Annotated in this window: 22 protein-coding genes; 3 read left to right on the plus strand and 19 right to left on the minus strand. The window is 31.8% G+C overall.

The genetic code is table 11. From position 1 onward, the window contains the following. Positions 1–55: 55 nt before the first annotated feature. Positions 56–844, plus strand: coding sequence for a hypothetical protein (locus BN3265_RS07880; protein WP_058991030.1), 789 nt, complete (start codon positions 56–58; stop codon positions 842–844). A 320-nt stretch (positions 845–1,164) separates the two neighbouring features. Here the strand turns inward: BN3265_RS07880 and BN3265_RS07885 are convergent, their stop codons facing one another. From BN3265_RS07885 to BN3265_RS07900, 4 genes are all read right to left on the minus strand, one after another. Further along, on the minus strand, positions 1,165–2,466 hold the full coding sequence (locus tag BN3265_RS07885) for a pyrimidine-nucleoside phosphorylase (protein WP_058991031.1): 1,302 nt from the start codon (positions 2,464–2,466) through the stop codon (positions 1,165–1,167). Positions 2,467–2,519: 53 nt separating this feature from the next. Then, entirely contained in the window at positions 2,520–2,741 is a 222-nt protein-coding gene (locus BN3265_RS07890; protein WP_058991032.1) for a hypothetical protein, read from the minus strand. Positions 2,742–2,876: 135 nt separating this feature from the next. After that, on the minus strand, positions 2,877–4,085 hold the full coding sequence (locus BN3265_RS07895) for a MalY/PatB family protein (RefSeq protein WP_058991033.1): 1,209 nt from the start codon (positions 4,083–4,085) through the stop codon (positions 2,877–2,879). Then, positions 4,075–5,475, minus strand: coding sequence for an APC family permease (locus BN3265_RS07900; protein WP_058991034.1), 1,401 nt, complete (start codon positions 5,473–5,475; stop codon positions 4,075–4,077). Before BN3265_RS07900 ends, BN3265_RS07895 begins: the two co-directional genes overlap by 11 nt. Positions 5,476–5,677: 202 nt before the next feature. Here BN3265_RS07900 and BN3265_RS07905 point away from each other — a divergent pair, with 202 nt between their 5' ends. Both BN3265_RS07905 and BN3265_RS07910 read left to right on the plus strand, forming a co-directional pair. Then, on the plus strand, positions 5,678–6,220 hold the full coding sequence (locus tag BN3265_RS07905) for a MarR family transcriptional regulator (RefSeq protein ID WP_058991035.1): 543 nt from the start codon (positions 5,678–5,680) through the stop codon (positions 6,218–6,220). A 27-nt stretch (positions 6,221–6,247) separates the two neighbouring features. Next, on the plus strand, positions 6,248–6,652 hold the full coding sequence (locus tag BN3265_RS07910) for a hypothetical protein (RefSeq protein WP_058991036.1): 405 nt from the start codon (positions 6,248–6,250) through the stop codon (positions 6,650–6,652). A 212-nt stretch (positions 6,653–6,864) separates the two neighbouring features. Here the strand turns inward: BN3265_RS07910 and BN3265_RS07915 are convergent, their stop codons facing one another. The 15 genes from BN3265_RS07915 to BN3265_RS07985 form a co-directional block, all read right to left on the minus strand. Beyond that, positions 6,865–8,154, minus strand: a complete 1,290-nt coding sequence (locus BN3265_RS07915; RefSeq protein ID WP_058991037.1) for a M18 family aminopeptidase — start codon at positions 8,152–8,154, stop codon at positions 6,865–6,867. Between the two features lie 77 nt (positions 8,155–8,231). Then, a complete protein-coding gene (locus tag BN3265_RS07920; RefSeq protein ID WP_058991038.1) occupies positions 8,232–8,672 on the minus strand; it encodes a hypothetical protein in 441 nt (146 codons plus the stop codon). Between the two features lie 8 nt (positions 8,673–8,680). Then, positions 8,681–9,844 (minus strand): M20 metallopeptidase family protein, encoded by a 1,164-nt coding sequence (locus tag BN3265_RS07925; protein ID WP_058991039.1) that lies wholly within the window; start codon positions 9,842–9,844, stop codon positions 8,681–8,683. Then, a complete protein-coding gene (locus tag BN3265_RS07930; RefSeq protein ID WP_082664118.1) occupies positions 9,841–10,827 on the minus strand; it encodes a molybdopterin-binding protein in 987 nt (328 codons plus the stop codon). Before BN3265_RS07930 ends, BN3265_RS07925 begins: the two co-directional genes overlap by 4 nt. Before the next feature lie 68 nt (positions 10,828–10,895). Continuing rightward, the gene (locus tag BN3265_RS07935) at positions 10,896–11,672 is read right to left on the minus strand and encodes an XdhC family protein (RefSeq protein ID WP_058991040.1); all 777 of its coding nucleotides are present in this window, start codon (positions 11,670–11,672) and stop codon (positions 10,896–10,898) included. Continuing rightward, positions 11,653–12,474: a selenium-dependent molybdenum cofactor biosynthesis protein YqeB gene (yqeB, locus tag BN3265_RS07940; RefSeq protein WP_058991041.1), complete on the minus strand. Its 822-nt coding sequence runs from the start codon at positions 12,472–12,474 to the stop codon at positions 11,653–11,655. The genes BN3265_RS07935 and yqeB overlap by 20 nt, the downstream gene beginning before the upstream one ends. Further along, positions 12,461–13,033, minus strand: a complete 573-nt coding sequence (locus BN3265_RS07945; RefSeq protein WP_058991042.1) for a nucleotidyltransferase family protein — start codon at positions 13,031–13,033, stop codon at positions 12,461–12,463. Before BN3265_RS07945 ends, yqeB begins: the two co-directional genes overlap by 14 nt. Further along, on the minus strand, positions 13,023–13,730 hold the full coding sequence (yqeC, locus tag BN3265_RS07950; protein WP_148363012.1) for a selenium cofactor biosynthesis protein YqeC: 708 nt from the start codon (positions 13,728–13,730) through the stop codon (positions 13,023–13,025). The genes BN3265_RS07945 and yqeC overlap by 11 nt, the downstream gene beginning before the upstream one ends. A 266-nt stretch (positions 13,731–13,996) precedes the next feature. After that, positions 13,997–16,633: a selenium-dependent xanthine dehydrogenase gene (xdh, locus tag BN3265_RS07955; RefSeq protein ID WP_209436023.1), complete on the minus strand. Its 2,637-nt coding sequence runs from the start codon at positions 16,631–16,633 to the stop codon at positions 13,997–13,999. Positions 16,634–16,643: 10 nt separating this feature from the next. Continuing rightward, on the minus strand, positions 16,644–18,017 hold the full coding sequence (hydA, locus tag BN3265_RS07960) for a dihydropyrimidinase (RefSeq protein ID WP_058991043.1): 1,374 nt from the start codon (positions 18,015–18,017) through the stop codon (positions 16,644–16,646). 14 nt (positions 18,018–18,031) lie between these two features. Further along, positions 18,032–18,631, minus strand: coding sequence for a xanthine dehydrogenase subunit XdhC (gene xdhC / locus BN3265_RS07965; protein WP_058991044.1), 600 nt, complete (start codon positions 18,629–18,631; stop codon positions 18,032–18,034). Then, positions 18,624–19,508, minus strand: coding sequence for a xanthine dehydrogenase subunit XdhB (xdhB, locus tag BN3265_RS07970; protein WP_058991045.1), 885 nt, complete (start codon positions 19,506–19,508; stop codon positions 18,624–18,626). Before xdhB ends, xdhC begins: the two co-directional genes overlap by 8 nt. Before the next feature lie 12 nt (positions 19,509–19,520). Beyond that, complete coding sequence (xdhA, locus tag BN3265_RS07975) at positions 19,521–21,836, minus strand: xanthine dehydrogenase subunit XdhA (RefSeq protein WP_058991046.1); 2,316 nt, start codon at positions 21,834–21,836, stop codon at positions 19,521–19,523. Between the two features lie 338 nt (positions 21,837–22,174). Then, positions 22,175–23,581, minus strand: a complete 1,407-nt coding sequence (locus BN3265_RS07980; RefSeq protein ID WP_058991047.1) for a uracil-xanthine permease family protein — start codon at positions 23,579–23,581, stop codon at positions 22,175–22,177. 98 nt (positions 23,582–23,679) lie between these two features. Continuing rightward, on the minus strand, positions 23,680–25,050 hold the full coding sequence (locus BN3265_RS07985; RefSeq protein WP_058991048.1) for a uracil-xanthine permease family protein: 1,371 nt from the start codon (positions 25,048–25,050) through the stop codon (positions 23,680–23,682). Between the last annotated feature and the right edge of the window lie 35 nt (positions 25,051–25,085).

A 25,085-nucleotide genomic window follows, 5' to 3' on the forward strand; every position in this document is an offset into this window, starting at 1 on the left:
AACCCAATTATTTTAGAAAATGGGTAAATATCTATTGAGATTTTTAGGAGGACTTATGAAAAAGAAATTAAAAAATAAAAATTATTTAATCGGATTAATAATGTTCATTTTGACATTGATTTTTTCTTATATGGCTTATATTGGGGTATTTTTCTTACACAAATATAAGGATGTTTTAGAAATGTATGAAAATCCACTTGTCCCTGATCTTTCTACTTTTTATATTTGGATTTTTATTTATATTTTTTCTCTTTTATTTTTGCTTTTGCCATTTATAAAAAAGCTTTCTATGACAAATGAAGAAATATATTATGAAAAATTGATGCCACTTTTTATTTTTTGGAATATGGCAAACGGAATTCATATAGTTATGGTAAACAATAATTATCTTATGCCAGCTCTTATAGGAGCAATGGCTTATGCTTTGATTTTGATAAATCTTGTAAAAACTATAGACCAAAATAAGGATTTTTCTAAAAAATACAAGTACCTTATTACTCTTCCTACAGGAATTCACGCAGGCTGGATTATTTTTTTTGTTTTTACAAATATAATGATGGTTCTTTTCGAAAATAAAAAAGACCCTTATTCAACTTTTGCAATAATTATAAGTCTTGTTTTATTAATACTTGCAAGTGCTATGGTTTTATTTGTATTTAAAGAAAACAAAAATCCAGGACTTATTATTGGATTTTTATTTTCTTTGATTGGAATAATAGAAAAACAAAGACCAACATCAAGCTTTCAAAATTCTAATTATGTTGTATTTATTGGAGCTATTATTTTATTTATAACAACAAGCCTTGTCGCAATTTATATTTTTAAATTTATGAAAGAAAAATAAATTTAAAAATCCTAGCTTTTTGCTAGGATCATACTGTTGACAAAGTCAGTTTAGTAATCAATTATTAATTTAAAAATAAAAATACGATACAGCCCATCTCGACTAGATAATTGTGCCTTGATTTGGCACAATTATCCCTAAAACTTAGTGCGAAATCACGAAGAAGTTTGCAAAACAAACGTGTTTTAGTGTGAGTGAAACGAACGCATGGAGAGATCTCTTGAGATTTCTCGACTCACTACGTTCGCTCGAAATGGGTGAAAATTTAGTTTGTCAACAATCTGAATCCTAGTTTGTACTAAGATTTTTTATTTTATTAATTATTCCAAAACTTCTTCTACAACTGGAATTGGATTTGTTTTTTCTTTTGAATAGGTAAAAGTTTGGTAAAAACTTTCTATCCATTCGTCGGTGAGTTTTTCGTCGTGATAAACTATTGCAAGGGTATCGCCCTTTTCTACCATGTCGCCTTTTTTTACTTTCATTTCAAGGCCAACTGCATAATTTATCTTATCTTCTTTTCTCTCGCGTCCTCCTCCAAGTTTCATTGACAAAATTCCAAGATTCATTGAATGAATATGGTCAATATAACCTTCATTTTTTGATTTCATCTCTGTTTTAAATTTAGCTTGTGGAAGAAGACTTGGATCTTCAATTTGCCCTACATTTCCACCTTGGTATTCGACCATTTTCTTTAACTTTTCAAAGGCCTTGCCAGAATTTATTGCATCTTCAAGCATTTTTCTTGCCTCATTTTTATTTTTGGCAACTTTTCCTTGAATAAGCATAATCTCTCCAGCTGTTAAAACCAATTCGGTAAAATCTTTTGGACCATTTCCTTTTACAGTTTCAATAGCCTCTTTTACTTCAAGAGCATTTCCAATTGTATTTCCCAAAGGTTGGTTCATATCTGTAATCATGGCTCTTGTATCTTTGCCAAGTTTTTTCCCAATATTTATCATGGCCCTTGCAAGTTTTTTGGCATCTTCGATTGTGTGCATAAAGGCACCCTCGCCATATTTTACATCAAGTAAAATCGTATCAGAGCCAGAGGCTAATTTTTTGCTCATTATAGATGAGGCAATAAGAGGAATTGAATCGACAGTTGCTGTCACATCTCTTAGGGCATATAATTTTTTGTCGGCTGGAACCAATTCACCAGTTTGACCTATTATGGCAAAACCTATATCGCTCACTTGTTTTTTAAATTCTTCTTCTTTTAAAAATACATTAAAGCCTTCAATTGATTCTAATTTATCGAGCGTTCCACCAGTGTGTCCCAAACCACGTCCGCTCATTTTTGCAAGTTTTAAGCCACAAGCTGAAATAATCGGACCAAGAGCAAGAGAGGTTTTATCACCAACTCCACCTGTGGAATGTTTGTCAGCCTTTATTCCATCAATATCAGATAAATCCAAGACATCGCCGCTTTTCATCATACACTCAGCAAGTTTTGCAGTTTCGTGATCATTCATTCCATTTAAAACTATAGCCATAAGAAGGGCTGATATTTGGTAATCTGGAATTGATTCATCCGTCACCCCATCAATCCAAAATTTTATCTCCTCATCACTTAATTCTTTTTTATTTTTCTTTTTTTCAATTATATCTACAAATCTCATTTTTCTCCTCCACTTAGTAAATAAATACCCACCTAGGAGATTTTAGAAAATATTTACAAATCTTTTTCCAATAATTTTTCTATATTTTTATTAAGCCTGTCAAGCTGTTTAATCATAAGCCAATTTTGTGCAAATAATCCATTAATTCCACCACTAGCAAACATAGATGAATTATTAAAAATAAGGTCTAAATCCTCTTTTTTTAAATCTTTTAATTCATAATAATCAACAATTTGTTCAAATCCTTTTTCATTTTTCCTATCAAAAATCGCCATATTTTCCTCCAATCTATATAATGATTTTACCCAATTTTATTTTTAAAATAAAATAAAAACGGTCTTCTTGAAAAATCATAAAAATTTTCCAAGAAAACCGTTTGGGTGAAATTTTATATCGTAATCATTAATTTTTTATAATATTACATATTTTTTTAACCTATCTAGGGCTTCTTTCACTTTTTCAAAAGGAAGTGCCAAATTCATTCTTATAGAATATTTTCCATTAAAAGGTCTTCCATCTTGATAAGCTACTCCAACGTCCCAGCCTTTTTTTAGTATTTCTCCAACATCAACATTCTTTTCCTTACAATATTCTTCGAAATCTAGAAAGAGCATATAAGTTCCCTCTGGTTTTGATAAACTTACTCCTTTAAAATTATCCTTTATAAAATCATAAGCATAATTTACATTTTTAGAAATAACTTCTTTTAATTCATCTGTCCACTCATTTCCAGTTTTACTGTAAGCACCTATTAAAGCGTGCATTGATAAAACATTCATATCATTGTAGTGTGGAAGAGATGATTCTTTTATAATTCTATTTCTTAAATATTCGTTGTAGATTATATGATAGCTTCCAACAAGACCTGCAAGGTTAAAAGTTTTACTTGGAGCATATAAGGCTACTGTATTTTCGTGAGCATATTCACTTACTTGTTGAGTAGGAGTTTGCACGCTTCCGTTTAGCAAAATATCTGACCAAATTTCATCAGAAACTATTTTTACATTGTGTTTTTCAAAAATATCTACAGCTTTTTTAAGCTCTTCTTTAGTCCAAACTCTTCCAGTTGGATTGTGAGGGTTGCACATAATTGTTGCAGAAATTTTCTCATCGACAATTTTTCTTTCCATATCTTCATAATCCATAACCCAATTTCCGTTTTTATCTTTGATTAATTCAGAGTGAATAATATTATAACCATTATTTACAAGTGACATAGTAAAACCAATATAAGTTGGAGAATGAACTAATACCTTGTCCCCTTTTGAACAAAATACATTAAGAGCAGAAATCACCCCACCAAGAACACCATTTTCGTAACCAATATGGCAAGGTTTAATATCATTTACATTTTTTCTATCTTTGTGCCAGTTAATTATAGCATTAAAATATTCATCAGTCGGAGCAAAATATCCAAAAGCAGGATGTTTTACCCTTTCTATAATAGCATCTTGAATAGATGGAGCAGTAGCAAAATTCATATCAGCAACCCACATAGGAATAGCATCAAAACCATCCTTTGGTTTATCAGGACTCATACCAGGAACAGTTCCCAGCCCATCAACAGCAATAGCATCTTTACCATGTCTTTCAAGCATTTCGTCAAATTTAAACTTCATAATTTCCTCCTAATGTTTTTTCAGCTTCTAATGCTTTTCTTACAATTTCTTTTTTATTTTTTTCTAAATGTTCCTTGCTAACAGCTCCTTGTTTTAATCTAAGCCATGACAAGAAAAATATAGTAACTAACATTATCGTTGCTATAATAGCATCTTGTTGTTTTAAATCTTTAAATAGATTAAATGCAACTATTCCTGCACAAATTGATCCGAGTACACAACATATATCATAAAAAACTTTATTCATTTTTATGCTTCTATTGGCCCATTGTTCTGGATATTTTTTTGGAATTGTTAAACAACCCAAGTTCATATAAATGTTCATTAGCATTGATGGAATCATAACTAATGAAACAGCTGCATCTAATGCCATTCCTGTTAAAATAGGAATAAGAGAAATTATATAGAATACCGCGTAAACATATACTGGATATCCTTTTTTGGTTTTTTTCTTAAATATTTCTGGAAGCCATCCATCTTCTGCTATATGTATTAATGGGTATCTAACCATTGCTAAACCTCCTAATAATGAAGAAGCAATTGCTCCAATACCTCCACCAACTACAAAAAATAAAAATAAACCTCTTGGTAGTATAACTTCAGCAGTTACACTTAAATTTTGTCCAGCTATTTTGTCAAATGGTAAAACTCCACCTGCAACATACGCCATAAGTCCATAAACTAATGATAATATAAATGTAATTATTATTATACCCAATGTAATGTTTCTTTTTGGATTTTTTGTTACAGCAGCCATTGAAACCGGAGCCATAGTAGTACCTTGACAAGCCCAGCCCATTACAGCAATCGCACTTATAAATCCACTAAATCCTCCTCTAAAAAATCCACCATCATAATTAGGATCAAAAAATTGAGAAAAATTAACTTCAGGTACACCAAATAATATAAACATTACTAATGATGCTACTAAAACTATAGTTACTCCATTTTCAAGAATTGTTATAAATCTAGATCCACCTAAAGTTGATAGAAAGAAAACGATAATAATTATAAAAGAAACCAATCTATAATAATTTTTAACCTGAGGCCAAAGAACACCCAAATAATCTGTTATTGCTATTGCATAACTAGACATGGCAAATCCATTTATAACTGTAATGAAAGCTGCTACACCCGAAAAGGTAGGATTAAATAACATAGCTTTCATACTATAGTCCCCACCTTCTAGTATAAAAATAGAAGGCATTACTAAGTTATACCAGTATGCAAGTAACATGAAAAAACAACCTATCATTACTACAGGAAGTATAGATCTACCAGTATATTGAATACCAAAACCTAAAAGTACAAATATACCTGTACCTATCGCTCCACCTAAACCTAAACCAACTATATTCCACAGGTTAAGTTTTTTTACATTTTCACTCATAATACACCCCTTTTAAAATTATAGTATTAATAGTTAAGTACTTAATCTATTTATAGTATAATCTAAGAAATCGTTTGTGTCAATATAAATTTGAAATTTTTTTATATTTTGTTTAATTAGATTGTAAATTATAGTTAAAGGTTTTAACTATGAAGGATTGCTCAATATTAAATTATGTAGTACTATTATAATGAGGTGTATTATGAAAAAAAATATATATGAAAATGAAATTATTGGAAATTGGGCTTCACTAGAAGACGATGATGATATTGCTAACAAAAAATATGATGAGTTATCTAAACTTTTAGACCCCATGTATGACTTTATTTTAGAATTTTCCAATTATTTTAATACGAGAAGAAGTTATGAAGTTGGGCCTGAATTAACTATGATAGAAGTTCACATATTAACGCAAATTCATGATTGTCCGGGAATAACAGTTACAGAACTTGCAAAAAATTGGAAGAGAACAACTTCTGCCATTTCTCAAACTGTAAGAAAATTAATGAAACAAGATTTAGTATATAGAAAAAACTCCAAAGAAAATGGTAAGATATTCCATTTATTTACAAGCTCAGATGGTGATAAAATTGTAATTAACCACAAAAAATTTGATAATATAAATATATTAAAATCAAGAAAAAGATTATTAAGAAAATTTTCCGTAGATCAACTAGTTGCTTTTGATGATATCTGTGAGGAATATACTAATTTACTCAGAGAAGAAATCGAAAAATACAATTAAAATTTTTATTTATTTTAGGAGGATTTTATGATAAAAAAATTGATTAAAATTTTTAAACCTAATCTTTTTAGGGTTTTAATTTTATTTGTTTTGTATTTAGCTATGGGGGGAAGTTTTTTGGCTACAAATATGAGCGGGGGACTTCTTTTGATTGGTGATTTGGTTTTTATTTTTGTTACCTTGCTTTTTTCTGATCATTTTGACTTATATAAATCAAAAAAATATAAAAGACAATTTTTAATTACGGTAATTTTTACTATTATTTTAATAATGATTTTGTCTATGGTATTAGTAGCTTTGGATATGGATGTAAATGATTTTAAGGGATTTAAATCTATTTCTTTTAATTTATATATGTTAACTGGTGCTTATATTTTATCTTTAGTCTACAAGGAGTTTAGATATTTTTTGGATAAAAGAGCAAAAAAATAAGAGCTATTCACTCTAAAACTAATAATAAAATAATTATTCTTATCTAATAAATTTGTTACAGATATATTATTTTTAAAGGAGTTAGAGATAAAAAATAAGTTGCAAAAGTCCCGAAATAAAAAAGATAAGGAAATTAAACTGACCTTCAAAAGTTAGAAATAAAAACTAACTTTTGGGGGTCAGTTTACTATTTTGCAAGATGACCTTTAAAATTATCTTTCATACATTGCTGAAAATAAATCATAGGCGTTGTCTACATCTTCTACACTTCCAAGCTCTCTTATTGAATGCATTGAAAGAATTGGACTTCCTACATCACAAGCCCTTACATTTAGGTGGCTTGATGTGATAGGTCCTATGGTTGAGCCGCCGCTTTTATCTGATCTATTGAAAAATTCTTGATATTTGATTTTTTTATTTTCGCATAAACTTTTTACAACTGCAGCTGAGTATCCGTCTGATGTATAGGATTTATTTGCTGCATATTTTATTACAATTCCTTCTCCCATTTTTGGTCTATTGGTTGGGTCTGCTTTTTCTGTAAAGTTTGGATGGACTGCATGGGCCAAGTCTGCTGAAAGCATGAAGGATCTTTCTTGCATTTCTAGGAATTTTTCCCTATTAAATCCAAGTGCTAGGGAAATTCTTTCTAGGGTGTTTACTATAAAGGGTGAATCGGCTCCTTGAATTGTCCTAGATCCTACTTCTTCGTTGTCAGTTATTATTGCTATATTTATTCCAGATTTTGGTTTTGTATCAACCAAAGCCTTAAGACTTGTAAAAGCCATGGTTAAATTATCTTGTCTACCCACTGAAATAAATTCATTATTTACTCCAAGTTTACTTCCCTTTTGTCTGTCATATAAATAAAGGTCATAGTCGATTATATCTGATGGATTGATATTTAATTCTTCTGCTATCACTTTTAAAAGAGCATCACTATCCATTTTTTCATTATTATCAATCATCATTATAGGAAGAGTATGGATTTGTGGATTAAATTCAAAACCCTTATTTGTTTCCCTATTCATGTGAATTGCAAGACTTGGTATTATTAACAAATCTCTGTCAATATTTAAGAGTTGAACTTGTGGTTTTAATGGATTTTCACTTTTTGTACTTACTCTTCCTGCAAGGCTTAAGGGTCTGTCAAACCATGTATAAATAATTGGACCACCATAAACTTCGGTATTAAGTTTTATTATATTTTCATTTTTCATTATAGGATTTGTTTTTATCCTAAAACCAGGTGAATCAGAGTGAGAACCTACTATTTTAAAAAATGTATCTTCATCTTTTTTCTCTGCTATCCTATATGCAATTATTGCAGAATCATTGTTTACTACAAATCCATTTGATCCAGCTTCAAGTTTCAAATCTTCTGCCAAATTATTTTCTACAAAAGAATTTTCTTTTAGTAATTTCTTTGCATTTTCTATTGTGAAATATGAACATGGCGACTTATCAATAAAGTCTAATAATTCATCTACTAATTTTCCCATAATTTACTCCTTTTTTATATATTATAGTTATCAATTTTAAATAATCTAATTATCTTTGTATTGAGATTGTACTTTTATTATTTTTTTAGTATATCCAAAGGATCTATAGCTTGAGGGCTTATGGATAATTTGTTTTTATTGTTGTAGAAGACAAAAATCGGAAAATTTGTTTTTCCTTCTTCTATGTTTTCTCCTAGGCTTTCTAGGAAAAATTTCAAATCTTCCTTATTTATATTTTTCTTTTCTTTTTCTAGCCAAAATGGGGATAGGGGGTTTAAATCTTTTATATCAAGAAGGATACCTACTTCATATTCTCTATTTAAAAAACTTGCCCCAAAGGCATATATTCCATTTTCATGGTCTTCTTTTTGGTCAAGCTTTAAATTTTTTGGAAGACTTATCACATCTATTTCCATTACATTTGTAATTTTCCCGTTTATTTTTTCAAAATTTTCTAAAATTTTATCTTTTTCTAATTGTTTTTTTACTAGATTGTAGTATTTTTTATTTTTTAACATGACCTCTCCTATTTTTGTAAATCCAAAACTGCATTTGCCATTACTTCTACAGCTGGCTTTATCGCCAAATCTGAACAGTAGAAATTCTTGCTGTGGAGGGCTTCTTTTTTGCGATTTTCTTCTCCACTTCCAAACCAATAGAAAAATCCTGGGACTTTTTCCATATAAAAGGCAAAGTCTTCACTTGCCATGGTTTGGCCTTCTTTTATTATATTTTCTTCTCCCAAAATTTCTTTTGCTGATTTAAAAACTTTTTCGTACATTTCTTCTGGATTATATAGAAGGGGAATTTTTTCTGTGTATTTTATTTCATACTTACACTCATAGGCACAGGCTATATTTTTTACAATTTCTTCCATTCTTTTTACAGACTTTTCCAGTGATTTTTCTGAAAGTGATCTGATCGTTGCAGATAGATGGGTCCTATCTACAACTAAATTATTTTCTGAACCTCCATTTATGGAATTTACTGACAAAACTGTGGAATCAAATGGATTTGTGTTTCTTGAAATAATTGTTTGAAGGGCCATAACTATATTTGAAGCACAGACAATTGGATCAATATTTAAATGTGGCATGGAACCGTGTTGGCCTTTTCCTATAATTTCAATTTTGAAATTAACCTTTGTGCTCATAAGAGAACCTTTTTTTAAAATTACCTTGCCATAGTCAATTTCTGGCCAATTGTGAAGGCCCAAAATCTTGTCAATTTTTACCTTTTCAAAAAGACCCTTGTCCAAATATTCCTTGGCTCCTGTAGTTATTTCCTCTGATTTTTGGAAAATAAAAACCACATCGCCCTTTAATTTTTCCTTATTTTTTGATAAAAGTTTGGCTATAGCAAGGACGACTGAGGTATGATAATCGTGGCCACAAGCATGCATTACCTTGTCGTTTTTTGATTTGTAGGAAATTTCAGTTTCTTCTTTTTGTAAAAGAGCATCGATATCTGCCCTAAGACCAATAACTTCTCCCTTTTTCCCAGTCTTAAGCCTTGCAATTAGGCCCGTTTTTATTGGAAAATCTATAATTTCTATCCCGTCAATTTTTTCCAGAAAGTCCCTTATTATTTTTGTTGTCCTAAATTCATTTTCTGAAACTTCTGGATGCATGTGGATATCGTGTCTAATTTTTATTATTTCTTCTAAATCTTCTTTCGAAATTTTTATCATTTCCTGTTTAAAAGTCCTCCCTCTCCAAGTTCAATAAAATCTTCTTTTTTAAGGTCGATTTTTGCAAAAATTCTTGGCAAAAACATATCAAAACTTGTAAATTTTGCATGCATACTTGCTCCAGGAACTCCTACCAAATAAGTTTTTCCCTTCATGCCAACTGTAAGCATATTTCCAGGTTGGACTGGCATGCCTTGGATAATAAATTTATCGGATAAATCCTTTATGGTTAATGGAGTAATATCGTCAGGATCTACACTCATTCCACCAGAAAATACAACAAGGTCAGCGTCTTCTTCAAGATATTTTCTACAAACTTTTTCTATATATTCCCTGTCATCCGGACATTTTTCAATTCCAAGTAATTCGTGGTCAAAGTGGGATAATTTTTCCCTAATTACAGGTTCAAACATATCCTTTATTCTTCCTGTAAAAACTTCATTTCCAGTAATAATTACACCAACTTTTAATTTTTGAAATTTTTTCACTTGAAAAATCGGCTCATATTTTTTGGCAATTTTTTTAATATTCTTAACCTGATTTTCTTCGGTAAAAAGAGGCACAATCCTACCTCCAACCAAATTATCTCCCTCGTTTACAATTGAATAAGAAGGAATTGTTGCAAAGGTATAATCCCCTTCCATATTTAGGTCAAAAAGTCCCTTTCTGTTTATAAGAAAAAGTCCATAGGTCTTACTTTTAAAGCCAATTTTTCCTTCTGATGGATTTGAATAGGAAATATTTTCTCCAATCAAATCATCAGAAACTTCCCTTATTGCATCTTCTTCGTGAACAAATCCCGGATCAAGTTCACCGACAAAGAGATTTTCCTTGCCAATATCTTTTAATTTTTCTATATCTTCTTTTTGGATTACATGGCCTCTTTTAAAAAGAACCCCCTTAAAGCCATCAGCTTTTATTCCAGTTAAATCATGAAAAAGCACATGACCCACTGCATCTTCTACTTTTATTTTTTTCAGCATAAACTCTCCTGTAAAATTTTTCAAAAAAATCACAAACCAATAAAATAATTAATGGTTTGTGAATGTTTTTAATTTTCTATTACTTTATTGTTTTTAATTGAAATCATCAAGGATAGAATTGAAATTGCAATTTCTTCGACACTTCCATCATCAATATCATAGCCTACTGGGGCATGAACTTTTTTTATTAGGTCTTCTTTTATCCCCTTTTCTTTCAAATTATCAAAAACTCTTTTTACCTTTCTTTTTGAACCAATCATACCAAGGAATTTGTAATCTTTGTCGATTACATTTTCCAAAACTTCCTCGTCATAATCTGGTGTACAAATTAAAATATAGGTATTTTTATTAAATTTATGGTTTGAAGCAAAATCTTTTGGATTTGAAACTACAAATTCTCTTATATTTGCCAAATCTTTTTTATCTTTGAAATCTTCTCTTTGGTCAACTACAGTCACGTCAAAATTTGTATTTACAGCAACTCTTGCAAGCTTTTGTCCAACATGGCCTGCCCCAAAAATAATCAAACTGGGATTTGCCCTAAAAATTTTGATATAACCCTTGTTTCTTCCTCCACAAGACATTTTCACCTCTTGCTTTTCATTTAAAGTATAATCAAAAGATCTTTCCTCATCTTCTTCTAGGGCTTTTTTTGCTTGTTTTATAAGGTCAAATTCTATAGGACCGCCGCCAATTGTTCCAGAAATTTCTCCATTTTCAAAAACTGCCATAGAAGAATTGTCCTTGCCTGGAGCAGAGCCTTTGGTTTCTGTAAGAATTACCAAGGCAACATTTTCTCCTCCATCAAGTTTTTCTACAATATCTTTAAGAATTTGTATGTCCATTTTCAATTCTCCTTTTTCCTATAAGAATAGCCTCAAGGCATCCCCCTCCAATAAGTCTTGCCTTATCAGAAATAGTTTTTGCATTTTTGGGAATAACTCTTGGGTCAACATCTCCGATTTTTAAATCCTTTGTAACAAAAGACCCATCTCCAATCATCCCCCTAACCATTCCATCAAGTTTTGATTTTATTTCTTTTCCATTTACTAAAGCCACAACTTGGTCTTTTTTTACAACTGATCCAATATCTTCTATAACTTGGATTTCTCCCTCATCTACTGCTCTTAAAATTCTTTCACTTGTAAAGCCTTTAATATTTCCAGGAATTCCCGTATTTTTTTCTGCAAAACCTTCAAAAATTAACCTACCAAGATCGTGTCCCCTGTTTGTTTCAATTACATAATCAACATCAACACCAGCCTCATATCCTGGTCCAAGAGCTATTGTAATATCAGCCATATTTTTATTTGTTCCAATATTTTTTTTGGCAAGAGTTCCATCAACCACTGCCATTGGTTTTATTTCTTCTAAAATTTCAGCCTTTGGATCGACATAAACTGGAACTACATTTTCATCCCAGGCTTTTTTAATTTGATCAAGATTTTCTACTTTTCTAGCTGTAAAATCTTCAATTTTAACCTCACCATCAAAAATTGCTTGGGCAGCTGAAACATACCTTCTTATACAAAGAGGTTTTTCCATCTCCAAAACCAAAACCTTAAATCCAGTCCTAAATAATTTTTGGATAGATCCAGTAGCAACGTCACCGCCGCCCCTAAAAACAACTATATTATTTAGAGGCATCTTCTAATTCCTCCAAATTTTTGTAAGTATCAATATCCCAAAGTTCTTTCACATCATCGATTTTAACTTCATTTTTATTGTCATCCTTAACCAAAATCATTCCACCTTGGTCAAAATCTAAAGACAAAAGCCCTTCCCTGTATTCTGGTGAGAAAATTACAGGAGCTCCTCTTCTTTTTTCAGTTCTTGGATAGGTAATCAATTGATTTTCCTTATATTTTTCAATTAATTTATTTACAGTTTCAACTTTTAATAAAGGTTGATCAGCTACAAAAAACATCATAGCAGAATCCTTATCACAATTTAAAACTCCAAGCTTAATTGATGCAGATTTTCCAACCTCGTTGTTGTCATTGAAAATCGCCTTAAATCCTCTTTTTTTAGCATCATCAAGAATTTCATCATAAGATGAAACAAGGATAACATCATCAAAATCAATTTCTTCTACCAAATCAAAAGTCCATTCATAAAGTTTATCACCCTTAAAATCAAGTAAAAGCTTATTTTCTCCCATTCTCCTAGAAAGACCTGACGCCATAATAATTGCACTAATTTTCATAATATTTCTCCTTTAAAATTGATCCGTAAAAATAATTCAAATTTATTTTCTCTCTTAAGTATCTTATTACCCCTTTTGCCTGATTTTTCTCAAAAAGGCTATCTACTTGGTTAAAGAAAACAAATTTTTCCCCACGAAAATTCTTAAACATTCCAGATTTTATAAGTTTTTCAAAAACTTCTTCATCAACAAAATCATTTTTAATATTTGACCTAAATTCATCAAAATTATAAATAAAATCAGAAGAAATTTCTTTGCCATAAACTTTAATAGAAAAAATTCCAATGACTTTTTTTGTAAAATCATAAATAAATGGCTCATATTGCTTCCAAAATTTTAGGGGAAGATTTCTACATCCATCTGCTTCTATTATAATATAATCAAAGTCTTTTGCGATAATTTTTATCTTATCTTCTCCAATTGACTTTAATTTATTAACCCCATCAAGTTTTTGACCAATTCCTACAATTTTATTTTTAAAATCTTTTTTTTCATAAGAATCAAAAGATAAAAAAAGTTCATCAACCTGGTCTTTTTCTGGGACTTTTATTTTTGTAGAAGTAGTGATTAAAACCGAACCCTTTTTCTTTAAAATATTTGCAAGATAAAACATAAGAGAAGTCTTGCCACCAGATCCTGTTATAGAAATCACATCATTTTTTTTAATTTTTAAAATCTCATCTAAATTTTTTTCCATAATAATAAAAATTAAGGACTGTGAAAGACACAGTCCCAGATTTTTTACAAAATATAAACTTATCGCATTCAACTAGCTAAGCTAACTTGATTTTTAGTTATTATCCAAATCAATCTTAGATTGTAGAGAGAAATCTTATGAGATCTCTCCACTCGCTTTGCTCGGTCGAGATGGGTTCTAGCTTTATTTTATTTTAAAATAAAATATTGCTTAAATCTATATTTTGTCGACACTCTGGTACTGCAAAATTCACAATCCTTATTCTCCTATTTTTTTATAATTTTCTTTTTCTTTTTAGCATAAGCTGTATCTCTTAATGGAAGTTCCAATCTTAGGTCGTGGTCTTTTGCATAATATGCCCCTTGAACTGCTGGTGCTGTTGGAATTGTTGCAATTTCTCCAATTCCTTTTGCCCCATAGGCAAGGTCTAATAATTCATCTTTTTCAATTAAAATTGGATGAATATTTGGAGCATCTGGTGCTTTCCACAAGCCCATTGTTCCATATTTTGCTTTTAAAACAGAATTTTGAACCTTCAAATCTTCTGTCAAAGCATAACCAAGACTCATTATAACTCCACCTTCGATTTGTCCTTCAATTGTTGTAGGGTTTACAACTTTTCCAGAATCGTGAGCAGCATAAACATCTGTAACTTTTCCATCATCATCTAAAATTGCAACGTGAGCTGCAAAGCCGTAGGCAATGTGTGATTTTGGATTTGGTTTATCTGATCCTAGTGGATCTGTTGGGTCATCATATTCATAAAAATATTCTTTTTTATCAAGCTCTTCAAGGCTATGGTTTTCTAAATCTTTGGCAAGTTGTTCTGCACATTTTTTTGCAGCCTCACCAGTTATAAGAGTATGTCTTGAACCTGATGTTGTTCCAGAATCTGGACTTGTCAAAGTATTTGGTGGCATAATTTTTATTTTGTGATATGGAAGTCCTGTTGCCTTTCCAATCATTTGTAAAATAATTGTACCAACACCTTGACCTATACAAGTTGCTCCAGAAAATACTTTTATCATATCTTTATCAACAACAATTTTTACCCTACCGATATCTTTTAGACCAACACCAACTCCTGCGTTTTTCATAGCAACTGCAATTCCTGCATGATCTTTATTTTTTTCATAAATATCTTTTACAGCATCAAGACATTCAACAAGAGCGGTTGATCTGTCAGCGATTTGTCCGTTTGGAAGAACTTCGCCTGGTTTGATTGCATTTCTATATCTTATTTCCCATGGAGAAATTCCAACTTTTTCTGCCAAAACATTTATATTTGATTCCATTGCAAAATTTGATTGGCAAACTCCAAAACCTCTGAAGGCTCCTGCTGGGGGATTATTTGTATAATATCCATATCCTCTTATGTCTGTATTTTGATAATTATAAGGACCTACTGAGTGAGTACAAGCTCTTTCCAAAACTGGTCCACAAAGTGAAGCATAAGCTCCTGTATCAAAATAAATTTCACATTCCATTCCTTGGAAAATTCCATTTTCATCACAACCGATTGTAAAAGTTCCTTCCATTGGGTGGCGTTTTGGATGCCATCTTAATGATTCATCTCTTGTAAATTTATGTTTTACAGGTCTTTTGAAAAGATAAGCTGCAAGGGCTGCTGGTGGTTGAACACTCATATCTTCTTTTCCACCAAAACCTCCACCGACAAATGGATTTTCTACAACAATTCTTTCTGGAGTATCTTCCCAATCAAACATTATTGATAATTCTCTTCTTGTATCATAAACTGATTGGTCGGATGAATAAACTCTTACTCCGTCTTTGTATGGTTCTGCCACACAACATTCTGGTTCAAGATATGCGTGTTCTCCTAGAGGAGTTTTGTAGGTAAAAGTTGCTGTATATTTTGAATTTTCCAAAGCTTTTTTTGCATCTCCACGAGTAACGTGTCTTTGTTGGCAAAGATTGTCAACGCCTTCGTGAACTTGTGGGGCATCTTCTGCCATTGCTTCTTTGATTGAGCTTACTGGTTCTAATTCTTCAAGTTCAACTTTTACAAGCTTTTTTGCCTTTTCCAAAGTTTTTTCATCTTCAGCAACCACAAAGCAAAAAGCATCTGCAAGAGAGGCTGTAGTTTGTCCAACGTCAATAAATACTGGCCAATCTCTTTGGATGTGTCCAACTTTTTGAACTGGTAAATCTTTTGCTGTAAGAACTCCAACAACTCCATCAAGTTTTTCCGCTTCGCTTGTATCAAGGCTTAAAAGTCTTGCTCTTGGGAATTTGCTTCTTACACAAGAACCATAGGCCATATTTGGAAGTTCTATATCATCTGCATAAGTTCCTGTTCCAAGAATTTTTTCTTTAGCATCAATTCTGTCGGCTCTAGCTCCAACAAAGGATTCACTTTCTTCATTCTTTATTTCTTCTTCGCCTCTTAAAATTTTTCCAGCTAAAATTATTCCATCAACGATTTTTTTGTAGCCTGTACATCTACAAATATTTCCTTTGATAGCTTCTCTAATTTCTTTTTCTGTTGGGTCTGGATTTGTTCTTATTAAACTTGCTCCGCTCATAACCATTCCAGGAATACAAAATCCACATTGAACAGCTCCCGCCTTGGTGAAGGCATATGTAAAGGCATCTTTTTCTTTTTGAGATAGACCTTCGTTGGTTATAACTTCTTCTCCATTAAGTTTTGAAAGTCTAACTATACAAGCTTTTTTGTGAATATTTCCAACTATAACTGTACAAGTTCCACAAGCTCCTTGGCTACAACCGTCCTTAACAGAAAATAATTTCAAATCATCTCTTAAAAATCTTAACAAAGATTTATCTTCGTATGTCTTATAAGTTTTCCCATTTACTTTTACAATAAATGGATCCTGTCCTTGTATTTCTTTTCCTATTAAAATCGTTTCATTATTTGTCATTTGTATTTCCTTATCTTAATTTTCTTTTTATAAACTTACCCATACCTTCCTCGGCATAGTATCCATTTTCATCCAAAATAATTTTCCCTTTTGAAATAACAGTATCAACTTTTACTTTAGTTTTGTATCCTTCATAACTTGTGTAATCACATTTGGAATGTCTGTTTTCTTCTGTTATTGTATAAGATTTTTTGGAAAATATTCCTATGTCTGCGTCTTTGTTTTCTTCTAAACTTCCCTTTTTATCAGAAAATCCAAAAATTTCTGCTGGATTTTTACACAAAAGATCTGTCAATCTTTCAAGTTTTATATTTCTTTTTAAACCTTCAGTCAAAACAACTTCCATTCTCTCTTCAACTCCAGGAATTCCTCCTGGTGCTTTTGTAAAATCATCAGCGTAAGGTTTTTTCTCACTTTCATAGATAAATGGGCAATGGTCAGTTGCTATTACATCGACGTCTTTATTTTTTATACCTTCCCACAAGGCCTCGATATCAGCTTTTTTTCTAAGGGGAGGTGCACAAATATATTTAACAGCTTCCTCGTTTGGATTTTCCATATATTTACTTTCATCATAGACTAGATATTGGGTGCAAGTTTCACAATAAATATTTTTAAGTCCCCTAGCCCTTGCCGCTTTTATTTCATCAAGTCCTTCTTTGGTTGATGTATGAACTATATAAAGTTTTGGATCTCCTGCAACTTTTGAAAGATAGGCAAGTCTATTTATTGTTTCTGCCTCGCTTTCATTAGGTCTTGTTAGGGCGTGATATTTTGGGGAAAGATTACCAGCTTCAATCGCCTCTTTTCTTAATTCTTTTATGAGCCCATCGTTTTCACAATGAACACAAACTATTGTTCCAACTTCTTTTGCTTTTTTCAAAACTCTTAAAATCTCATCATCTTCAAGTTTTCCAGCATAGGTTGAATAGATTTTAATGGATGGGATTCCCTCATCCATTAAATCTTCTATTTCTTCTATTAATTCATCATTGACCTCATACATGGCACCGTGGAAAGAATAATCTATTACGGCTTTTCCATCTGCTATATCATGGTAGTGGTCAATTAATTTTTGAAGGCTTGCTCCTTTTTCCAAAGCTCCAATATGATCGCAAATTGTGGTAGTTGCTCCGTGGCTTGCTGCTACTGTTCCCGTATAAAAATCGTCGCAAGCAACAAATTTTCCCAAATCCAAGGACATGTGGGTGTGGACGTCTACTCCACCAGCCGTAACAATTTTATCCTTGGCATCAATTATTTTATCAGCACTTAGGTTTAAATTTTTCCCTATTTTTTTAATTTTTTCATCTTCTATATAAATATCAAAATTTTCTATTTTTTCATCTAGAACTACCGTTCCGTTTTTGATCAATATTGACACGCCTTCACCCGCTTTTACATATAATCTTTTTTGTCTTCTTCTTTTATTTCATTTACAACATGTTCTTCTAGTTGTTCAAAACCATTTTCAATATTATTTGCTTTTTGTACTGCAAGCAAGATATTTTCATATCCTGTACACCTACACATATGATTTGCAAGCTCTTTTCTAAGCTCATCAATTGTATAATATTTTCCTCTTGCAATTATTTCTGTTGCTGAAACTATAAAACCTGGTGTACAAAAACCACATTGAACTGCTGCCTCATCAACAAAGGCTTGTTGGATTATTGAAAGTGATCCGTCTGATGCAGTTAGTCCTTCAGTTGTCCAAATATCTTTTCCTTCTGCCCAAATTGCAAGATATATACAGGAGTTAAAACTTTCTCCATCAATTAAAACTGCACAAGCTCCACATTCTCCAACTTCGCATCCTTTTTTTACACTTGTTAGGGCAAATTCATTTCTTAAAAAATCTGTAAGTGACGCTCTCACATCAACCATTTTTGTAACCCTTATTCCATTTATCCTACATTTTATAACCTTATATTGAGGTTCGTAATGTAGTTTTTCTTCTGGTTTTGGGCCATATGGTCCATATTCTCTGCTATGCATTTAATCCCTCCTCGTGTTCTTTTCTAATTTCTTTTAAACATCTTGTTGTTATTTCATAAAGTATTTGTGTTCTTAGGGCTTTTGATGCTCTCCAAGAATCTCTTGGTGATAGTTCATCAAGGGCTTTTTTTGCAAAAACATTTATATTATTATCTGTTAATTTTCTTCCTACTAAAGATTTTTCAGCTTCATTGGCTCTAACCGGAATAGCTGCTGCAACTCCATATGCAACCCTTACTTCTTCTACATTTCCATCTTCATCAAATTTTACATTTGCTGATGCAGCTGATGTTGCAATATCCATTGCATTTCTCATTGCATATTTAAAATAGTGTCCATAATGATTTTCATAGGATTCTTTTTTGATTTTTATTGCTGTAACAATTTCAGTTTCTCTTATGTCAACTGTTGCATATTTTATATAAAAATCTTTTACTGGAACATCCCTGTATCCATTTTCTCCTTTTAATTCAATTATAGCATCATATGCCATAACTGTTGTACAAGAATCTGCTGATGGAGCTGCGTTACAAATATTTCCACCAATTGTAGCAATATTTCTAAGTTGAGGGCCACCCGCAGTATCAACTGCTTCTCCCAAAGTTTTTAAGTGTTTTTGAATTATTGGATCATTTGTAATATGGGTAAAGCTGGTTAAAGATCCTACTCTAATTGTTCCATCTTCTTCCATACTTACTCCCCTAAGCTCATCTATAAGATAAAGTGAGATAAGCTCAAGGCCTGCCATTTTTCCTTCTCTGATTTTTACCAAAACATCAGAACCACCAGCTATATATCTTGCTTCAGGATGTTCTTTTTTTAATTTTATAGCCTCATCAATTGTATAGGCTTCATAAATTCTTTTTACATCATACATAATTTTTCTCCTTTAAGCATCATATTCCATGTCTTTTTCATAGTCATTTTCTATTAGTCCAGCTTCTTTGAAAAGTGGGAACAAAACGTGTGGTGTCATTGGACATTTGTTAACTTGTACTCCCGTTGCATTTAAAATTGCATTTCTTAATGCTGGAGCTGGTGAACATGTTGGTGGCTCACCAAGTGATTTTGTATTATATGGTGAAACTGGTGAAGGGTTTTCTATAAAGTATGCTTCAAAGTGTGGATGGTCCATGGTTGTAGATAATTTATAATCAAGAAGGTTATCATTTAAAATTTTTCCCTTTTCGTTATATTTTAATTCTTCTGAAAGACCAAAACCTACTGCCATACTCATTCCTCCATGAACTTGAGCTTCTGCAAGTCTTGGATTTATAAGTTTTCCACAATCGTGAACATTTACAAGTCTTAAAATTTTAACTTTTCCAAGAGAAATATCAACTTCAACTTCTGCAAAGGTACATCCAAATGAAAAAGCATTGTTTCTTATTGTAAAAGTTTCTTCTGCAGAAATATGTTCACTATCAAGAGTATCATACAAGGCTTCTGTTGCAAGTTCTCCTAAAGATAATAATGGTTTTTTAGTTATTTTATTTATTACCATACTATCTACAAGATCTAGATTGTGTGGAGTAAATTCCAAAATTTTACTTGCCCTATTTAATATTTTATCTTTAAATACTCTAGCTGTATTTGTGATAGAAAAACTTGATACAAATGTTTGTCTTGAAGCGTAGGCTCCTAAACCAAATGGAGTTACATCCGTATCTTGGGTTGAAACTATATGAACATCTTCCATTTTTACGCCGATAGCATCTGCTGCCATTTGTGAAAATGCTGTATCTCCACCTTGGCCGATTTCAGTTTCTCCAAGTTGCAATTGAACTGAACCATCTTGGTTTAAAACCATCCTACAAGAAGAAGATTCTAATGAAATTGGATAAACTGCTGTGTTATACCAAAATGCAGCAAGTCCAATTCCTCTTCTTATATTTCCAGTTTGATTTTTATATTCTTCTATCTTTTTATCATAATCAATAGCTTTTCTTCCAACAGAAATTGCTTCTCTGAAAGAATCGTAATAGTTTTCATTTCTTGAAAATCCATCGATAAAACCTTTTTGCATAATATTTTGCATTCTTAATTCTAATGGATCCATATCTAAAGCTTTTGCAACATCATCAAGGTGAGATTCAAAAGCAAACATAGTTTGTGGAATACCATATCCTCTCATAGCTCCTGCTGTTGGTAGGTTTGTATAAACTGTGTATCCATCAGCTTGTGTGTTATCACAAGGATATAATTGGTGGAAACAATTTGTTCCCTTGGCAGCTATAGAGTGACCGTGAGATGCATAAGCACCATTGTTAGAAAATAACTCTAATTTTCTTGCAGCAAAAGTTCCGTCAGCTCTTACATAAGAAATTATATGAAGTTTTTGTGAGTGTCTGGTTCTTGTTGAAACAAAAGTTTCTTCTCTGGATGTATCAAGTTTTACAGGATGACCTCCAACTTGAGTTGTAAGATAAGCTGCTAATGGTTCGTACAAAGCATCTTGCTTGTTACCAAAACCTCCGCCTATATATGGTTTTACAATTCTGATTTTTCCCCAGCCAATTCCCAAAGCTTGACCGCAAACACGTCTTACAATGTGAGGAATTTGAGTTGAAGCAATAACTACAATTTTTCCTTGTTCTTCATAAGCACAAGCAATTCCATTTTCTATGTGGGCATGTTGAACGATTGGAGTTTCATACCAACCTTCAACTTTAATAAGTCCTTCTTCTTTTATCGCTTCGTCATAATTTCCCCTGTGATTTTTGGTATGACCCAAAATATTATCAGGAAATTCATCGTGAATTGGTCTTAATCCATTATTCATTGATTCAATCGGATCTAAAACCACATCATATTCTTCGTATTCAACTTCAATTAATTTTAAAGCTTGACTTGCTGAAACTTCATTTTCTGCAATAACTACAGCTACATCGTCACCATAATATCTAACATGTTCATTTAATAATCTTCTATCAGCAACGTCTTGGTGATTTTTATCAGTTGACCAAGGATGGCCTGCTGTTGGGAATGAATGTTTTGGAACATCAAAACAAGTAATAATTTTAACTACTCCCTCAACTTCTTCCGCTTTTTTTGTATCAATTGAGATAACCTTTCCATGACCAATTGTTGAGTGCAAAATTTTTGCTACATAAGCACCATTTATTATTAAATCTTCTGTATATTTTGCACGTCCTGTTACCTTATCATATGCGTCAACTCTTTTAACACTTTTTCCTACGTACATTTTAACCTCCTAAAATGTTTTAAAGCATTTTCCTTTTATGTACATCAATTACATTTAGCTTTGTAATTGTATATTGTATATAATATATTACCACAAGTGACTAATCGTTTTCAAGGTTTTGAGTGATTTTTTTTAAAAAATTTTTTTCCAAATTTCCCCCATATTTTTTTCATTTTTTTAAAAATTTTAATTTATTATTCATTTGGCAAAAAAAATAAAGCTTAAAATCTTTATTTTCCTAAAAAATAGTGAATTTTATTTGAAATTTATTTAAAATAATTCTTTTTAAATAATTCAATAAAAAATCTATTTTTTTGAAGATTTTAAGCTTTTATTTTTTACTCTTCTTCTAATTCTTTAATTTCAAGATTTGCAAGTGAATCTTCTTTCGCCTTGTCTTCTTCTTTTTCTGGAATAATTAAATTCATTAATACTGCAGAAATTGCTGCAAGTACAACTGGTGATGACCCGATTGCTACTGCTAATTCTTCTGGCATAAACATAACGCCAGCATTTTGTGCGCTTGCTGCAACTGTAGTAAATCCTACACCTAAAGCTACAGAAACTCCAACTATTGAAGTATTTCTTGCACTTAGAGGTTGGCTTGTGATCATTCTAATTCCGTTCATTGTTATAGCAGCAAAAATTGAAAGTGTTGCTCCTCCCAAAACTGGATAAGGAATTGTTGTAAGAATTGATGATAATTTTGGAACAAGTCCTGATACTAAAATTATCAAAGATGCTAGGGTAAATACTTTTTTATTTACTACCTTATTTATTGAAACAACTCCAGCATTTTGTGAAAATGTTGCTGTTGGAAGACATCCAAAAATCGCTCCAACTAAGTTTGCAGCACCATATCCAACAATTCCACCTCTTAATTCTTTTGGTGTAGGAATCCTATCCATACCACCAACGGTTGTAGAGGTCATATCTCCTATTCCTTCTATTGCAGTTACTATAAAAATAATTGTAATTGAAATTATTGCTGATGGCTCAAAAGAAATTCCAAAGTGAAATGGTTCTACAACTGAAATCCAACCTGCTTCTTTTACTGGAGAAAAATCTACCATTCCAAAAAACATTGATATTATGAATCCAATAATCATAGCAAATAATACATTTGCAAGTTTAAACATTCCTTTTCCAAAATGTGTAAATCCAAGTCCTAATATTAAAGTTATTCCTCCGACTAACCAATTTTGCCAAGCTCCCCAGCCTGCAACTTCTACGCTTCCTGCTCCACCCATATAATTCATTGCTACAGGATAAAGTGAAAGTCCTATTACTAAAACTACTGTTCCTGAAACTAGTGGTGGGAAAAGTGGCATTATGTATTTTAATCCTAGTCCAAAAAGTATTGAACAAATTCCTCCAACAATTTGCGCTCCCAAAACTATTGCCACAACCTCTGCGGAGCCTCGGGCTCCAAATTGATTGGCAAGACCAATCATTGTAGGTACATACGCAAATGAAACCCCAAATATCATAGGAAGTCTTGACCCTATAATTTTAATTGGATAAATCATCAATAAAGTTGTAAGTGCAGATCCTATTAAAGCTATTTGAATTAAAATCATTGTATCTTTTGGTGAAAGACCACTTGCTCCTGCAAGCATTATTGGTGGTGTAATACAACTTGCAATCATGGCTACTACGTGCTGAAAAGCTAAAGGTAACGCTTCTTTTGTTGTTACGTCTCCTTCAAAACTAAAAAGACCTGTAAATTTTTTATCTTTTTCCATAATTTTTCCTTCTTTTTTATTTTTTATTTTTCCATAAGGAGGGGAGTCATTTTAAAACTCCCCTTATTAATAATTTTGTTCTTAAATCAAAATTATTTTTATTTATCATCCATCGCCTTTCTTTCAGCTTCTTCTTCTGCTATAGTTTTCTTTGGCATTATTATATTTAGTAAGAAAACTACTAAAGTTGCTAAAACTACTGGTGAGGATGTAAATACCATTCTAAACCATTCTGGAAATTGTGCTAAAGCATGATCACCTAATTGAACAATTCCCATACCAAGGGCTATTCCTAGTCCTACTATTGTTACATTTCTTGAACTCATTTCATCTGACATTATCAGTTTCATTCCACTCATTGTAATTTGTGCAAAAACTGTAATAGTTGCTCCACCAATTACTGCCTGTGGAACTGATAGCATCAAAGCTCCAAATTTTGGAATAAATCCTGCAACAAGAATAAGGCTTGCTGTGATTGCAAAAACTTTTCTTGCAACAACTTTTGTAAGTGAAACTATTCCTACGTTTTGGCTGTAGGTTGCTGTTGGCATTCCACCTATCAATGCACCAATAACTGATGCTAATCCATTTGCTTTTATTCCTCCTTCAAGCTCATCTCCTGTTGGAACTCTATTAAGACCTCCTGCTGTTGTTGAAGATAAATCTCCTACTGCTTGAATTGAATTTACAACAAACATTACTGACATTGTAATAACTGCATCGATTGGAAATTCTAATTTAAATGGCATTATTCTTGGTAAGGTTAGCCAAGCTGCTTCTTTTACGCCATCAAAATGAACTATTCCAAAAAATATTGATGCTACATATCCTACACCAATTCCTATTAAAATTGCTGCAAGTTTTATAATTCCTTTTCCAAACATATTGCAGCAAAGTGTTACTGCTAAAGTTAAAAATGCTACACCCCAATAAACCAAATCTCCTTGATTAGGATTTCCATTTCCTCCTGCCATATAATTTAAAGCAACAGAATAAAGGGAAAGTCCAATTGTCAATACTACAGTTCCTGAAACCATTGGTGGAAAATATTTATAAATTCTTTTTATATTCATTCCTACCACAAAGGCAACAAGACCACCGACTAATTGAGCTCCATAAACTGCTCCTATTCCATATTTTAATCCTATTGATGTCAAAACTGGAATATAAGCAAAACTAACTCCCATAATTACCGGAAGTTTTGCTCCTACTTTAAATACTGGGTATAATTGCAAAAGTGTTGCTATTGCGGCTACAAACATTCCAGCTTGAATCAAATAAACTGCATCTTGGCTTGATAGGGCAAATTCTGTATTTGCTAATTGTCCTGTAAGAACGATTGCCGGAAGGGTATTACCTACTATCATTGCCAATAAGTGTTGGAGGGCAATTGGCAAGCTCCTTTTTAAACTGGGATTTGCATCCATATCAAACAAGGACGTGTTTGTGTTTTTTTCTTTTTTTTCCATCTCATCTCCTTTTTTTTGATATAAATTTTTTATAT

This window comes from Anaerococcus rubeinfantis (genome assembly GCF_001487145.1).
In the GTDB taxonomy this organism is placed as follows: domain Bacteria; phylum Bacillota; class Clostridia; order Tissierellales; family Peptoniphilaceae; genus Anaerococcus; species Anaerococcus rubeinfantis.

Bases quoted from the DNA above. Each gene is read 5' to 3' on its own strand.
- BN3265_RS07880 (WP_058991030.1), top strand. From the start codon at position 56: ATGAAAAAGAAATTAAAAAATAAAAATTATTTAATCGGATTAATAATG.
- BN3265_RS07885 (WP_058991031.1), bottom strand. From the start codon at position 2,466: ATGAGATTTGTAGATATAATTGAAAAAAAGAAAAATAAAAAAGAATTA.
- BN3265_RS07890 (WP_058991032.1), bottom strand. From the start codon at position 2,741: ATGGCGATTTTTGATAGGAAAAATGAAAAAGGATTTGAACAAATTGTT.
- BN3265_RS07895 (WP_058991033.1), bottom strand. From the start codon at position 4,085: ATGAAGTTTAAATTTGACGAAATGCTTGAAAGACATGGTAAAGATGCT.
- BN3265_RS07900 (WP_058991034.1), bottom strand. From the start codon at position 5,475: ATGAGTGAAAATGTAAAAAAACTTAACCTGTGGAATATAGTTGGTTTA.
- BN3265_RS07905 (WP_058991035.1), top strand. From the start codon at position 5,678: ATGAAAAAAAATATATATGAAAATGAAATTATTGGAAATTGGGCTTCA.
- BN3265_RS07910 (WP_058991036.1), top strand. From the start codon at position 6,248: ATGATAAAAAAATTGATTAAAATTTTTAAACCTAATCTTTTTAGGGTT.
- BN3265_RS07915 (WP_058991037.1), bottom strand. From the start codon at position 8,154: ATGGGAAAATTAGTAGATGAATTATTAGACTTTATTGATAAGTCGCCA.
- BN3265_RS07920 (WP_058991038.1), bottom strand. From the start codon at position 8,672: ATGTTAAAAAATAAAAAATACTACAATCTAGTAAAAAAACAATTAGAA.
- BN3265_RS07925 (WP_058991039.1), bottom strand. From the start codon at position 9,844: ATGATAAAAATTTCGAAAGAAGATTTAGAAGAAATAATAAAAATTAGA.
- BN3265_RS07930 (WP_082664118.1), bottom strand. From the start codon at position 10,827: ATGCTGAAAAAAATAAAAGTAGAAGATGCAGTGGGTCATGTGCTTTTT.
- BN3265_RS07935 (WP_058991040.1), bottom strand. From the start codon at position 11,672: ATGGACATACAAATTCTTAAAGATATTGTAGAAAAACTTGATGGAGGA.
- yqeB (WP_058991041.1), bottom strand. From the start codon at position 12,474: ATGCCTCTAAATAATATAGTTGTTTTTAGGGGCGGCGGTGACGTTGCT.
- BN3265_RS07945 (WP_058991042.1), bottom strand. From the start codon at position 13,033: ATGAAAATTAGTGCAATTATTATGGCGTCAGGTCTTTCTAGGAGAATG.
- yqeC (WP_148363012.1), bottom strand. From the start codon at position 13,730: ATGGAAAAAAATTTAGATGAGATTTTAAAAATTAAAAAAAATGATGTG.
- xdh (WP_209436023.1), bottom strand. From the start codon at position 16,633: ATGACAAATAATGAAACGATTTTAATAGGAAAAGAAATACAAGGACAG.
- xdhC (WP_058991044.1), bottom strand. From the start codon at position 18,631: ATGCATAGCAGAGAATATGGACCATATGGCCCAAAACCAGAAGAAAAA.
- xdhB (WP_058991045.1), bottom strand. From the start codon at position 19,508: ATGTATGATGTAAAAAGAATTTATGAAGCCTATACAATTGATGAGGCT.
- xdhA (WP_058991046.1), bottom strand. From the start codon at position 21,836: ATGTACGTAGGAAAAAGTGTTAAAAGAGTTGACGCATATGATAAGGTA.
- BN3265_RS07980 (WP_058991047.1), bottom strand. From the start codon at position 23,581: ATGGAAAAAGATAAAAAATTTACAGGTCTTTTTAGTTTTGAAGGAGAC.
- BN3265_RS07985 (WP_058991048.1), bottom strand. From the start codon at position 25,050: ATGGAAAAAAAAGAAAAAAACACAAACACGTCCTTGTTTGATATGGAT.